This window comes from Paenibacillus sp. YAE3 (assembly GCF_057546105.1).
This window is the reverse complement of sequence record NZ_BAAIYF010000002.1, coordinates 620,731-634,574: the sequence shown is the minus strand read 5'-3', so window position 1 is coordinate 634,574 and position 13,844 is coordinate 620,731. Positions and strand designations below refer to the sequence as shown.

Genomic DNA, 13,844 nt, shown 5'->3' with positions numbered 1-13,844 from the left:
CAGGCGGGCTCCCGGCCTGCCGGAACCGATAGCGGATGCGGAAAGGGTGACTTCAATGATCAAGGGACATATCCACTCCATGGAAACCTTCGGAACCGTCGACGGGCCGGGCATCCGCTTTGTTCTTTTCATGCAAGGCTGCCTGCTGAAATGCCAGTATTGCCATAACCCGGATACGTGGGCGCTGGACGGCGGCAAAGAAATGACGGTGGAAGAAGCGTTGTCCGAAATCGAGCCGTATTTGCCGTATTACCGGGCATCCGGCGGCGGACTCACGGTTTCCGGCGGCGAACCTACGCTGCAGTCGCATTTTGTGGCGGAACTGTTTCAGGAAGCGAAAAAACGCTGGAACCTGCACACCGCGCTGGACAGCAACGGATTTAACGAAGCGGAGCGAATCCGCCGGCTGCTGGACGTCACGGACCTGGTGTTGCTGGACATCAAGCATATCGATGACGCCAAGCATATCCAGCTGACGGGCAAATCCAACGAACGAACGCTGCAGACGGCGAAGTGGCTGTCGGAGCACGGGCGCAGCATGTGGATCAGGCATGTATACGTTCCCGGCATCCACGACGACGAGGAGGATTTGCTCCGGCTCGGCCGTTTCATCGGCACGCTCCGCGGCGTCGAAAAATTCGAAATCCTTCCTTACCACCAGATGGGCGTCTACAAATGGGAGGCGCTTGGCAAAACTTATCCTTTGCAAGGCGTCCCGAGCCCTACCGACGATGAGGTCGAGCGGGCCTACCGCTTGATCGAAGCGGGGCGCAAGCAAACCGGAACCGGTTAACCGGGCCGGACCTGAAGAGCTCTTTTCTGCAAAAGAAAAGGGCTCTTTGTTCGATTTCTGCCGGGGGCAAGGACTTCTAGGAGAGGGGCATTTTTGCGAAATTTCAAGCCCAGTAGAGATTTTTATCCCCAAAATAGCAGATTGTTGCACTAACCTTGATGTATACTCATTCTTATAATGAGAATTGAGAGATTTAAGGGGGATCAACGATGAAGGTCAAGAGAAGCTTGATTCTTTTGATATCGCTGTGCTTCGCCGCTTCATTCGTGTTGACGGCCTGCGAGAACGGAAGCTCGCCCGCGAATGAAAACGCATCCAACGGCAAGGGGGCCAAAACCGAAAAAAAGGCCGAACCCTTCGATCTGACGCTCCGTCACACCCAGGTCGGCAAAGACAAAGAGAAACGGTTTGCCATCCTGAACGACGTGGTCAAAAAGGTGGAGGCCGAAGTCGATGGGCTGACCTTCAGGCTGGACGGCGTCGATTCCGACGTGAACCGCAAGGAAAAACTTCGCGGCGAGATGGCGGCAGGCAATCCTCCCGATATTTTCGACCTGTTCGGCAGCCCCGATTCAGCCATGTACGCCAAACAGGGAAAGCTGCTGGATTTGACGCCCATCATCGAAGAATTGGGCATCAAGGACAAATTTTCTTCGCTGGACGCCTTTACGTACGAGGGAAGGGTGTACGGCCTGCCCATCGGCGGATCGGGCGAAGGTTTTTATTACAACAAGGCCTATTTCCAAAAAAAAGGCTGGAAACCGCCGGCCACGTTCGCGGAGCTGGAACGCATGCTGGCCGAGATCAAACGGGACGGCAAAACCCCGATCGCTGCCGCGTCCAAAGCCGGCTGGATTCCGCTGATGATCACCAATCATCTATGGTCCCGTTACGCCGGCCCGGACATCACCCAGAAGTTTGCCACCGGAGAAGCCAAGTGGACCGACCCGAACGTGGTGAAGGCATTCGCCAAGCATAAGGAATGGAAGGACAAAGGTTACTTTACCGAAGGCGAGCTTGGTTTGGAGTATCCCGAATATACGGCCCAGTTTACGAGCGGCCAAGCGATTCTGATGTACGACGGCACCTGGAAATCGTCCGTGTTCAAGCAGGGGGAATCGGGGGCCGCGATGTTCGGGAAGGTGGGATTTTTTAATATGCCTCCGGTGGAGGGCGGCGTCGGGGACCAAACCGCGCTGATGCTGAATTTCAACAACGGTTACGGCTTTTCGGCCGCCGTCGCCAAGGATCCCCGCAAAATCGCCGCCGTGAAGTCCTTCATCAAAAACATGTTCAACGAAGACATGCAAATCCGCGGGCTCGTCGAAGACGGCGTGCTGCCGGCGATGAAGCTGGATGCGGCCGTGCTGGCTTCAAGCATCAACGACAATCTGATGAAGGAGATCGTTGAGGTGATCGAAAAAGCGGATACGAAGTTCCCTGCCTTCGATGCCCTCGTTCAAGCCGACGTCACCTCGGAAATCAGCAACGTGCAAATCCAGAAGCTGATCAGCGGCCAAACGACGCCGGAGAAAATGGCCGAAGCGCTGCAAAAGGTGCAGGATGACGCCAATCAGGCGGCGGAATCCGCCAGATAAAGGACCGTTTTTGCGTTTTGCCGGCACCGGCGTTGTGAGCGGCATGCCCATGCCGCAGCGATCAAGTTACAGACTGCCGATTTTTGCAAAATCCGGCTTGCATATCCTTTGCCCGAAGCATGGAGGAATGCTTTTTCGCTGAAAAACCGTCGTTTCAGGGCACGCCTACAACCGGATTTTGCAAAATCTTGAGAAATGGAAGAGTGTCCATGAATTTGCGCAACAAGTTGTTTACGGCATTTATCGTGTTGATCATCGTGCCCGTATGTATACTGGGCGTCGTCACGTATATCGTGTCGTCGCATTCGATCGAGGAAAAATACAGCCGCCAAACCGAATATTCGCTCAAATCGATCAGCTACAGCATCGGCACGGTGCTGCGGCAGATGGACAACGTGACGGACAACGGCATCGCCACCTCCGTTTTCCATATGGCGCTGGCCGCCAAAGACCCGTCCAAACAGGATTTGAACGAGGAGCAGCTCAGCCTGAACAACAGCCAGCGGAATTTCCGCAACCTGCTGTACAACCATCCCGCGATCAGCTACGCTTTTCTGTACAATTTGCACGGCGCCGTCGTATCCGTGTTCACCAAGGAAAACTTCAAGACCATGCCTTTCGAGGATTTCAAAAAGCAGCCCTTGTACCGGGAAGTGATGGAACTGAACGGGGTGCCCAAATGGATCGCGCCGCACGAGTATCCGGAATTGACCGGAACCGAACCCGTTTTTACGCAGATTCGCCTCGTCAAAGAGCTGAGTTATTTCAAAAACATCGGCATTCTGGTCGTGCAAATCAAAAACTGGGACATCGAGTCGATCTTCCGCAATTTGTCGCCGACGCAAAACATGCAGTCCACCCAGTTCCTGCTCGTCAACGACGACGGCCTGATTTTGTACGACCCGAACAAAACGCTGGAAGGAAAGCCGATCTCCTCCGTCATGAAAAAAACGGTCCGGTTCGGCTCCGGGTACCAGAGCTTCAAAACGGATTTCGACGATGAAAAAAGCATCGTTTCGATCTACCATATGGAGGATTATTCCTGGAACGTGGTCGCGGTGACGTCCTGGGCGTCGCTTTCCAAGGAAACGCTCGTGTTTGCCCAGTGGTTCATCGGAATTACGCTGCTTTGCCTTCTGGCAGCCATCACGTTCAACATGGTGTTCATGAGAAGGATTACCGGCTCCATCGGGGTGATCGTCCGTTTCATGAGAAAAGTCGAAGGCGGCGATTTCAACGTTCAGGTCGAGGACCGGGGCAAGGATGAGCTGCATATTTTGGCAAAAGGCTTCAATGATCTGGTCGGCCAAATCAACAGCCTGTTCAAGCAGATCAAAACCGAGCAAAAACAGAAAACGCAGGCCGAGCTGCGCGTGCTGCAGGCCCAGATCAAGCCGCATTTCCTGTTTAACACGCTGGAGTCGATCAACGTGCTCGCGATCCAGAACGAAGGCGTCAAGGTCAGCGAAATGGTGCACAGGCTGGGCAATATTTTGCGGATCAGCATTCAGGATAAGGAGGAAATTCCGCTCGACCAGGAAATCGAGCATTTGCGGAGCTATTTGGAAATCCAGAAGTTCCGGTTCGACGACCTGTTCGATTACGAGCTGGACATTCCGCCGGAACTCAGCCGGCGCAGCGTGCTTAAGCTCACCCTTCAGCCCCTCGTGGAAAACTGCATCCAGCACGGCTTCGAAGGCATTGCCTATAAAGGCCATATCCATGTTTCCTGCTGGACGGACCGGGGCCGCTTCATTTTGCAGGTACAGGACAACGGCATCGGCATGAGCCCGGAGCAGCTTCGGAAATTCGTTTATATGAAGAACGACAAGGAAGAGGAATCCGGCCGCAACGGCGATCAGGATCGGCATATCAATGAAGAGCGGAGGGGGCTGGGCGTAAGGAGCGTGGCCGACCGGATCCGGATTCATTACGGGGAGTACTACGGATTGTTCATTTGTTCCTCGCTTTTGACGGGAACGATCATTCAGTGCGTTTTGCCTGATGCCGAATGGAGGGAAAGAGATGATCCTTAACGTCATGCTTGTCGATGACGAGGCGCCGATCCTCAACAATTTGAAAAGCATCATTCCATGGAAGGAAATGAACATGCAGGTGCTGGCCGCCCGCAGCGGCAAAGAAGCTTTGGAGCTGTTCGACATCCACAACCCGGACATTATTTTATGCGACATCCGCATGCCGGTCATGGACGGATTGACCCTGATCGGGGAACTCCGGGAGAGGGGCTCCAAAGCGGAGATCATTTTGCTTACGGGTTACCAGGAGTTCGAATACGCCAGGGCCGGGATCAAATACAAGGTCCGCGACTACATCTGCAAGCCGATCCATTACAAAGAGCTGGAAAACACCATCCGGGCCGTCGGGGAGCAAATCGTTCAGCAGCGGTTGAAGGACCCTTTCCAGCAGACGGTATCCCGCATCGAGGAGACGGAAGGGCAGCAGAGTGCGAGGAAAAACCCGCAGCAGCTCATGGCCGAAGCCGTGGCGTACATTGCAAGCAAGCTGGATACGGATTTGGGGATCGAAGAGCTTGCCGGGCATTTGGGAATCAGCTGCAGTTATTTCAGCCTCCTGTTCAAAAACCATCTGGGCATGACCTTTGTGGAATACGTTACCGGAAAACGCATCGAGGCCGCGAAATATTTGCTGCTCCACAGCGACAAAAGCATCACGCAGATCGGCGCCGGCATCGGCTACCATGAGCGGCGGTATTTTACGAAAGTGTTTCAGCGGCATACCGGCATGACGCCGTCGGAATTCCGCGACCAGGCCAGAAGTATCCCCATGGGCTGATTTCCGTTATGATAGAAATGTTGGAAAAGCAAGGATAGCATTAAAGCGTTTGGTTGGAACTTATTTTTACGTTAATAAAAGGGAGTGCAGAGAAAAATGGATCTATCTACAATGACGCTGGAGCAAAAAATCGGCCAAATGTTCATCTGCGGATTTCACTCGTTGGTACCGGACGACCAGATCAAGAAGCTGATTCAGGAGCATCATTTGGGGGGAGTCATCTATTTTCGCCGGAATATCGGCGACCCCGAGCAGGTAGCGAACCTCTCGGCTTCGCTGCAAAAGCTTTCCGCGGATCAAGGGAACCTGCCCTTGTGGATCGCCATCGATCAGGAAGGCGGCATGGTGGCGCGGATCGACCATAAGAGAGTGAGCCGGATTCCCGGCAACATGGCGCTGGGAGCCACGGGCAATCCCGATTACAGCTATGAGGTATCGCGGGTCAGCGCCGAGGAACTGCTTCAGCTTGGCATCAACATGAACTTTGCCCCATGCCTCGACGTCAACAACAATGCCCGCAATCCGGTCATCGGCGTCCGGTCCTTCGGGGAAGATCCGGAGCGGGTCGCCGAACACGGGGTGGCCGTCATCAAGGCGTTTCAGGAGAAGGGGCTGTCCGCAGCCGCCAAGCATTTTCCGGGGCACGGGGACACCAACGTCGACAGCCATATGGGACTGGCAACGGTTGAGCATGATTTGGACCGTTTGCAGCAGGTTGAGCTGAAGCCGTTCATCGAAGCAATCCGCGCCGGGGTCGACGTGATCATGACCGCCCACGTCATTTTCCCGGCCATCGAACCGGAGCGGATCCCGGCCACGTTGTCCAGATCGGTGCTGACCGGACTGTTGCGCGAGGATTTGGCCTACGACGGCATTATCGTGACCGATTGCCTGGAAATGCATGCGATCGCCAAATTTTTCGGCATCGGGGAAGGAGCGGTCAAAGCGATCGAGGCCGGAGCGGACGTCGTGCTCGTCAGCCATACGCTGAACGATCAGATCGAAGCGATCGAAGCCGTCAAACATGCCGTGCAGACGGGAAGAATCAGCGAAAAAACGATCGACGCCGCCGTGACGCGCATTTTGGCGCTCAAAAACAAACGGCTGGCCGGCCTGAAAACTTCGGATGCGCCTGCACCGGCGGCATTTGTCGAGAGACACGAAAAACCCGAAGTGGACCGTCTTTTAAAGGAAATTTCCCTGAAGAGCGTAACGCTCGTCAAAGATCGCGGGCAGCTGCCGCTTCAAGCCGAAGCGCCGGTATTGGTCATTTGGCCCGAATTGCGGTCCGAGACGCAGGTCGACGAGCCATGGACGGAGTTCGTCAGCCTTGGGGACGCATTATCCAGCCATCTGGAGCAAGTTCAGGAAATCGTCGTCAGCGCCGAGCCGGATGAGCAGGAGATCGAACGGGCCCTTTCCGCCGCGGCGGGCTTCAGCCAGGTGGTTCTGGTGACGTATACGGCGGGAAGCGCGCTGCCCGAAGGGCAACGCCTGCTGGCCGAGAAGCTGATGGAGCAGAAACATGACAAGCTGGTGGCCGCTTCCACCCGGAATCCGTATGATCTGAACGAAATTCCGTCCATACCGGCTTATCTGTGCTGCTACGAAAACACGCCTTATTTCATGGAAGCGCTGGCGTCCGTGTTGGCGGGAAAAAGCAAAGCCGAAGGCAAACTTCCGGTCAGCCTGGATTTGCAGGGCGCTCACTAAAGCAGCTGACAATACTTTAGCAGTCATGGACATGATTCGAGGACGGAGGGTTCCTTCATTGCGGGAATCTTCCGTTTCGTTTTTTGGGAACCCTGCATCTTGTATTGTTTTTAACAAGTTGAGCAGGATATTTTTGCCGGAAATTGGCCATAAAACGAGGTTTGTCCTATTTGAAAGTTAAGCCGTTAAACATTTTTCTTATTTTGCTTGAAAACGGTTAGAAACTTTTTAACGGAAACTGCGTCTAATACTATGTCTGTTTGAGGGCGAGATAGAAAAATGGGAGTGTAAAGGAGTCTCTGTACATGAATTTCAAGAAACTGACAATGATTGCTGTGTTAGCTGCGGCGCAAACGGCGCTTGTCGTTCCGGCCGCCGGCGCGGAAGGAGCGGGCACAGGTTCAATCGAAACGGTTCAAAACTTCACCATGAATGCAGCCAGCGGCGCTGACGGCACGTCTGGCGTCCAGCAGGACGGCGGCCAAGCAGCAGGAATGGCAAGCAATTCCTTCAGCGGGGATCAGAAAAACGAAGTTGCAGGAAAAGATCAAGCAGTAACGGAAGGAACAACAAACCAGGGTACAACAAACCAGGGTACAACAAACCAGGGTACAACAAACCAGGGTACAACAAACCAAGGGGCAACCGGCCAGAGCACGCCGGGCACGACGAACGGAACTCCGGCGGATAACTCCGGCAAAACGGAAGATTCCCAAACAGGCAATGTTCAACCAGGGGATGCCCAAACCGATCCGGCGTCGCAGAACGGAAGCAAGGATGCTTCGGACCCGACCGGAGAGCAGGGTGACGATAAATCGACCGGTGACGTGAACGGCCAAACCGGAACCGTAACGGATCAAGGCAAATCCGGGGGAACTCCGGTAACGTTCTCCGATCCGCTGCAAGCAGGTCCCGACCAGCTGATTCTGATGATGAACAGCAACAAAATGTACCAGAACGGAAAGCTGTATCTTGCAGGCCAACCGATGGCCGTCAAAAACGGGGTTTCCTACGTGGCCATCCGGGCTATGGTAGAGCGTGCAGGACTTAAGCTTACATACGACAACAAAACAAAAGAAACGATTATCATGAAAGACGGGAAGGAACTCCGCTTCAAAACGAACAGCAACGTGTATCGCGTTGACGGCGTTTCTACGAAAATGAAAGGCCCGGCTTATCAGCAAAAAAACGTGTTTATGGTTCCGTTGACCTCCATTACTCAAGCGCTGAACATTCCGTATACGGTCGATCAGCCGAATAAGAGAGTCATTTTGACGTTGTCCTCGAAGCCGGTTGCCGCGTTTACCGTATCGCCTAAGGATATTTTCGCGGGAGAAACGACGGTGACGTACACGACCCAAACGAAAGTTGCGGACGGACGGGAAATCGTGGATGAGCGTTGGGAAGGCAAGGAGGACGTATTCAAGGAGCCGGGTCAACACACGATTACGCACTACGTGCAAGACTCGAGCGGACAATGGAGCGAACCTTACACGGTTACCGTCAACGTCCTGAAGCCGAACGAACCGCCGGTCGCCAACTTTACGACCGATAAAGAAGAATACAAGATGGGCGAAAAAGTAACGATCACCGATCTGAGCACCGATGACGAGGATGCGATCGTAAGCCGCGAGTGGCTGAACGGCCGCAAGGCGTTTTTTACGCCGGGTCCGGTGACCATCCGCTTGATCGTGACCGACAAACACGGCGCGACCAGCGAATTCCAGAAAACGATCAACATTACGAACGAAACGCTGTACACCGAAGATCAGTTCAACAAGCTGTTTACGGACGTAGGGGACAAATTTGCGTTTGACGGCTCCCAAGTTCCGTCATGGAAAAACCTGCAGTATCAGATTTCCTCGGAAGCGTCGACCCTGATCCGCAGCAACAGTCCGGAAACCGTATATCAGGAAGGAATCCTGTATCGCGAAACCGGCCTTGGCGCTACCCGTTTCATGATTCACCACGTCAATTCGACTGGTAAAAACATGAAGCTGTACGTGATCGCGACCAACACCTATACGGATGCGCCTGCGCAATTGACGTTTGAGAACTTTGGCATGGGCGGTCCTAACCCGTATCCGACGTTGACCGGCAAGGTTTCGACGGAGCGTTATTTCCAAACGATGCAAAACCAATCGGCCCGTCAGGTCGTCAGCCTGGCGCCGGGCGAAAGCAAGGTCATCATGCCGGATATCAGCAAAATCAAAATGAAGCAAGGGGATACCATTTCCGTGCTTTCCGATGCATTCAGCGATCTTCCGATCCAGTACACGTTCATCATGATCGACGAAAACAAGGATCCGCTGAAAACATTGCCGTTTCTGACGAACCTGGAGCGGGACGTTCATAACCGCGGTACCTATCCGGACTCCACCCGTTTGATCCGGTATGACGACGTTGTCGGCGATACTCCGTCTCGTCTGGTGCTCGGGGATGACAATCAGGATCCAAACCTGAGAGGTCTGGATGGCATCTATGGAACGGAAGCCTCGAACGCGGGCAACTTCGGCGTCTTGTATAAAATCACGTTAAGCCGGGTAGCTCCGCATACGTTGATCACGCTGAACCCGCGCGGAGGTTTGTACACGGGCGTGGTGCTGGTGAACGGCCAGCCTGTACAGGTTGCCAAAAACGTGTCCGTCAATGCGCCGCATGAAGCCAGCGTATTGTACCGCACGGGTAACGGCGAAGAAAACGTGGAAATTTGGTATACCGCTGCCTCGGGCAGCAACCTGCCGATCAACCTGCTGTTTACGCCGCTGCCTGAAGTCAAAACGCCTTAAGGCGTATAGCTGGTCAATTCAACGAAATCCGATCATATAAGATGAAACCGAAAACTGCCTTTATATCCGATGATATAGAGGCAGTTTTTGTAATCAAGGGGATCGGGTATCCCCTAACCTAAGCAGGATCGATTTAAGCGTCGATATGGATCAGAGGAACGGGGGGATACGTATGAAACGGTTGATCGTCATGTCCGGCGTTTTGGCCATTGCCTTTTTGTTAACGGCGGCGGCCGTACGTGCCGACGAACACGGCTCAGGGAACCGGAAAATCCCGGGAGAAGAAGTTGCATCCGTTAAGCTGGTGGGCGGAAAACCCGGGGACGAACTGCGGGGAACGATATGGACGAAGGATGACCCGATCATCGCTCGAATGACGGGGTGGCTTCAAGCTGCCGAACCTGTTCCGGGGCATACGGAATATGGGCGGCACGGTTACCCGATGGCTGCCGAGCTTACGACCGAACATCATCAAAAGATGACGGTTGAGCCGGCGTATGATTGCGTTTCGGTTACGAATCCGGACGGCAGCGGCATGAAGACCTGCACGCCGGCGGAAAACGAAATCGTCGTCAGCCGCGGCCAAGAAAAACAAAGGGTCATTTCCCCGGAAATGTACGAATGGCTGCTTGCCGGATATCAATACGAACATCACGCCGCTGAATAGATAAAATCCCCAAGGTCATTTTTGAAATTTCACTAAAAAAGCCTTCCCGTCACCAAACGGGAAGGCTTTTTTTGCGTTTTTACAGAGGTTGCTTTTTAAGAAATCGTAGCCGGATCATTCAAGGCGGAAAGCGATTGAGCCTTAAGAGCTTCGGCTTCGCCACAGCAAATAAATGAAAAACGGAGCGCCCACCGCCGAAGTGAAAACGCCGACCGGAATGTCGAGCGGGGGGACAAGGTTCCGGGCCAGCAAATCGGCGAGAACGACGATCAAGGCCCCGCATAAGGCGCTTGCCGGAAGCAGCGAGCCGTAGGAAGATCCGATCAGCTTCCGGGCGATATGCGGCGACAGCAGCGCAACAAAGCCGATGGCCCCGCCGACGGAAATGCCTGCCCCCGCCAAACCAACCGCAATAAAGATGAGCATCGTCCGGTCTTTTTCGACGCTGCTCCCCGCTCCGGCCGCAAGATCGTCGCCAAGCTGGAGCATGTTGATGCGTCGGGATAACGCCAGGCTTAACAGGCCCAACACGATAAACCACGGCAGCAGCATGTTGACGTGCTTCCAGGAGCTGCCGTATACGCTGCCCAGCAGCCAGTTAAAAGCTTTTTGCGCGACGTCAGTCGGGCCGGTCACCAGAAGCATGGTCGACAGCGACGAAGCGACGGCCCCGATTCCGACCCCGACAAGCACCAGCATCAAAGGATTGACTCCTTTTTTCCACGACAGGAAATAAATGAGCAGGGTCGTCAAGGTCGCTCCGATGAAGGCTGCCGGAGGCAGCCAAAAGATGCTTGCCGAAGGAACCAGGGTGATGATGGCCGTTGCCGCAAGCGAAGCCCCGCTGGTTACCCCCATGACGTCCGGGGAAGCGAGCGGATTGCGGATCAAGCCTTGCGTGATGGCGCCGGACATGGCCAAGCATGCTCCGACCATGGCTCCGACCAACACCCGCGGCAGGCGCAGCTTCTGCACGACCACGACGTCCAAAGCATTGCCTTGTCCGAAAATGCCCTGCACGACGGCCCAAGGGTTTACGTATTTCGTGCCAAAGCCGATGCTTACGATGACGGCAAGCAATAGCAAAACGGCGAGGCTGCTCAAGACGGTTATTTGTTTTCGGCTGGTCAGAAAGGAAATCCGGCTGCCCTTCATCCGAATGGCGATCGGTTCTTTGGATTTATCGGAACGGCTCATTTTTTTAACAGCCCCTTTCTGGCAGCGTGAATAAAGAAAGGAACGCCGATGATGGCAGTCATGACGCCGATCGGAATTTCCCGAGGCATGGCGATGAAACGTGCCGCGATATCGGCGAGCAGCAACAAGATGCCGCCCATCGCCGCGCTGTACGGAATCAGCCAGCGGATGTCCTTGCCGACGACGGTTCGCGCGATGTGGGGGATGACGAGACCGAGAAAACCGATCGGGCCGGCCACGGCAACGGAGCTGCCTGCCAGGACAACGATCAGCACGCCCATCGTAAGCTTGAGCAGCGCGGTTTTTTGCCCAAGGCTTTTGGCGACGTCGTCGCCCAGCATCAGCGTGTTGACCGACGAGCTGATCAGGATGGAAACCACCCATGCAGCAAGCATATACGGAAGCAGGCGAAGCAATATATCCAGGCTTCTGCCTTCGACCGATCCGGACATCCAGAAGAGGACCTCTTCCATCGCGCGCCCGCTAATGATGAGCATGCCGTTGGTCATGGAACTGCAAAACGCGGTGATGGCCGCGCCGGCCAGCGTAATTTTCAGCGGCGTGAGCCCTTGCCGCCCGGCGGAGCCGAGCACGAAAACGAACAGGCAGCTGACGCCCGCGCCCATGAAGGCGATCCAAGTAAAAGAAGTGAGCGAGCTGACCCCAAAAAGCACGAAAGAAGCGACCACGAACAGGGAAGCTCCCGCATTGATGCCGAAAATGCCCGAGTCGGCCAGCGGGTTTTTGGTCAAGGATTGCAGCAGCACCCCGCAAATGCCGAGGCTGCCTCCGACAAACGCCGCGATCAACGCCCTGGGCACCCGGACTTCGCGCACGATCAGATGCTCCGTGCTTCCGTTGTAGGACGTGAATGCCTCCAATACTTGACGCCAAGCCGTGGCATGGACGCCGAACAGGATGCTTGCCGCGACGCAGAGCAGCAGGAGGATGATCCCAGCGATCAATCCGATCCATTTATATGTAGTTTTTTGCAGCCAAACCGTCTGCAAGGCTGATCCCTCATTCCTATCAGGCAAATAAACAACATCTAAAAGTGTAAGGGGAGGGATGAAACTTGTCAATGAATATCATTCTCAATTGAGGCAGGCCATGAAAGGGGATTCGCATACGGAAGTCCGATGTTTTCTCTTCGTTGTTGACAAGCCGAAGCGTTATCGATTAGGATAAGATTCGATACTGATAATCATTATCAGAGAATTCGAAGGGGAGACATAGATTATATGAAAAAGTGGAACGGAATCATACTTATGCTTCTGGCAGCGGTACTCGTCTTGTCCGCCTGCGGCAGCGGCAGCGGAAATACCGCGGGCACGGGAAGCGAAAGCGGAAATAAAGAGGCGGAGCAAAGCACGGACAATGCGAAACGCACCGTCGAGACGATCATGGGCAAGGTCGAAGTGCCGGCTCACCCGCAGCGTGTCGTGGTTTTGACCAACGAAGGCACCGAAGCCCTTTTGTCGCTTGGCATCAAACCCGTCGGAGCCGTTAAATCCTGGACCGGGGATCCATGGTATCCGCATATCAAGGATCAGATGCAGGGCGTAGAAAACCTGGGCGAAGAAGGCCAGCCGAACGTGGAGGCCATCGCGGCATTGAAGCCGGACCTCATTCTGGGCACGAAAATGCGCCAGGAAAAAATCTATGACCAGCTGTCCGCGATCGCGCCGACCGTCTTCTCCGAGACGCTGCGCGGCGAGTGGAAGGAAAACTTCAAGCTGTGGGCGGATGCCGTCAATATGAAGGACAAAGGCGACGAAGTCCTGGCCGCATACGACAAGCACGTGGCCGACCTGAAGGCGGAACTCGGCGACAAGCTGAAGACGAAAGTCTCCATGGTCCGTTTTATGCCGGGCAAAGCCCGTATTTATTACAGCGAAACGTTCTCGGGACTCATCCTGAATGAGCTTGGGTTCGCCCGTCCGAAAGCCCAAGAAAAACAAGGTTTCGCCGACGACGTAGGCAAAGAGCGCATTCCGGAAATGGACGGCGACATTCTGTTCTATTTCACGTATGAAACCGGCGACGGCAAAGGAAGCGAAATGGAAAAAGAATGGACTAACGATAACCTGTGGAAAAACCTCGATGTCGTGAAAAAGGGCAACGCCCATAAAGTCGACGACGTCATCTGGAACACGGCAGGCGGCGTTCTCGCGGCTAACCTGATGCTGGATCAGCTGAAAACTTATTTCGTAAAATAAAGAAAAAAACATTCAGAAAGTCGACACAAAGAGGCTTTCCCGAAGAGCAAGCCG

Annotated in this window: 10 protein-coding genes; 8 read left to right on the top strand and 2 right to left on the bottom strand. The window is 54.4% G+C overall.

The genetic code is table 11. The annotated features are described in order from the left end of the window. Nucleotides 1-55: 55 nt before the first annotated feature. The 7 genes from pflA (at nucleotide 56) to AC27KL_RS05855 (ending at nucleotide 10,374) form a co-directional block, all read left to right on the top strand. Nucleotides 56-793 (top strand): pyruvate formate-lyase-activating protein, encoded by a 738-nt coding sequence (gene pflA / locus AC27KL_RS05885; RefSeq protein ID WP_339324227.1) that lies wholly within the window; start codon nucleotides 56-58, stop codon nucleotides 791-793. 209 nt (nucleotides 794-1,002) lie between these two features. After that, a complete protein-coding gene (locus AC27KL_RS05880) occupies nucleotides 1,003-2,391 on the top strand; it encodes an extracellular solute-binding protein (protein WP_339324228.1) in 1,389 nt (462 codons plus the stop codon). Nucleotides 2,392-2,600: 209 nt separating this feature from the next. Beyond that, on the top strand, nucleotides 2,601-4,427 hold the full coding sequence (locus tag AC27KL_RS05875) for a cache domain-containing sensor histidine kinase (RefSeq protein WP_487169119.1): 1,827 nt from the start codon (nucleotides 2,601-2,603) through the stop codon (nucleotides 4,425-4,427). After that, complete coding sequence (locus AC27KL_RS05870; RefSeq protein ID WP_306433211.1) at nucleotides 4,417-5,205, top strand: response regulator transcription factor; 789 nt, start codon at nucleotides 4,417-4,419, stop codon at nucleotides 5,203-5,205. The genes AC27KL_RS05875 and AC27KL_RS05870 overlap by 11 nt, the downstream gene beginning before the upstream one ends. Nucleotides 5,206-5,301: 96 nt before the next feature. Then, nucleotides 5,302-6,918, top strand: a complete 1,617-nt coding sequence (gene nagZ, locus AC27KL_RS05865) for a beta-N-acetylhexosaminidase (RefSeq protein WP_487169118.1) — start codon at nucleotides 5,302-5,304, stop codon at nucleotides 6,916-6,918. Nucleotides 6,919-7,223: 305 nt separating this feature from the next. Further along, nucleotides 7,224-9,707 (top strand): stalk domain-containing protein, encoded by a 2,484-nt coding sequence (locus AC27KL_RS05860; RefSeq protein WP_487169117.1) that lies wholly within the window; start codon nucleotides 7,224-7,226, stop codon nucleotides 9,705-9,707. Nucleotides 9,708-9,879: 172 nt separating this feature from the next. Next, nucleotides 9,880-10,374, top strand: coding sequence for a hypothetical protein (locus AC27KL_RS05855; RefSeq protein ID WP_487169116.1), 495 nt, complete (start codon nucleotides 9,880-9,882; stop codon nucleotides 10,372-10,374). Between the two features lie 141 nt (nucleotides 10,375-10,515). Here AC27KL_RS05855 and AC27KL_RS05850 read toward each other — a convergent pair whose 3' ends face one another. Both AC27KL_RS05850 and AC27KL_RS05845 read right to left on the bottom strand, forming a co-directional pair. After that, the gene (locus tag AC27KL_RS05850) at nucleotides 10,516-11,571 is read right to left on the bottom strand and encodes a FecCD family ABC transporter permease (protein WP_487169115.1); all 1,056 of its coding nucleotides are present in this window, start codon (nucleotides 11,569-11,571) and stop codon (nucleotides 10,516-10,518) included. After that, entirely contained in the window at nucleotides 11,568-12,581 is a 1,014-nt protein-coding gene (locus AC27KL_RS05845) for a FecCD family ABC transporter permease (protein WP_487169114.1), read from the bottom strand. The genes AC27KL_RS05850 and AC27KL_RS05845 overlap by 4 nt, the downstream gene beginning before the upstream one ends. A 231-nt stretch (nucleotides 12,582-12,812) precedes the next feature. On the opposite strand from AC27KL_RS05845, the gene AC27KL_RS05840 reads away from it, so the two are divergent. Next, entirely contained in the window at nucleotides 12,813-13,790 is a 978-nt protein-coding gene (locus AC27KL_RS05840; RefSeq protein WP_445164759.1) for an ABC transporter substrate-binding protein, read from the top strand. Nucleotides 13,791-13,844 lie beyond the last annotated feature (54 nt).

Bases quoted from the DNA above. Each gene is read 5' to 3' on its own strand.
- pflA (WP_339324227.1), top strand. From the start codon at position 56: ATGATCAAGGGACATATCCACTCCATGGAAACCTTCGGAACCGTCGAC.
- AC27KL_RS05875 (WP_487169119.1), top strand. From the start codon at position 2,601: ATGAATTTGCGCAACAAGTTGTTTACGGCATTTATCGTGTTGATCATC.
- AC27KL_RS05850 (WP_487169115.1), bottom strand. From the start codon at position 11,571: ATGAGCCGTTCCGATAAATCCAAAGAACCGATCGCCATTCGGATGAAG.
- AC27KL_RS05870 (WP_306433211.1), top strand. From the start codon at position 4,417: ATGATCCTTAACGTCATGCTTGTCGATGACGAGGCGCCGATCCTCAAC.
- AC27KL_RS05855 (WP_487169116.1), top strand. From the start codon at position 9,880: ATGAAACGGTTGATCGTCATGTCCGGCGTTTTGGCCATTGCCTTTTTG.
- AC27KL_RS05840 (WP_445164759.1), top strand. From the start codon at position 12,813: ATGAAAAAGTGGAACGGAATCATACTTATGCTTCTGGCAGCGGTACTC.
- nagZ (WP_487169118.1), top strand. From the start codon at position 5,302: ATGGATCTATCTACAATGACGCTGGAGCAAAAAATCGGCCAAATGTTC.
- AC27KL_RS05860 (WP_487169117.1), top strand. From the start codon at position 7,224: ATGAATTTCAAGAAACTGACAATGATTGCTGTGTTAGCTGCGGCGCAA.
- AC27KL_RS05880 (WP_339324228.1), top strand. From the start codon at position 1,003: ATGAAGGTCAAGAGAAGCTTGATTCTTTTGATATCGCTGTGCTTCGCC.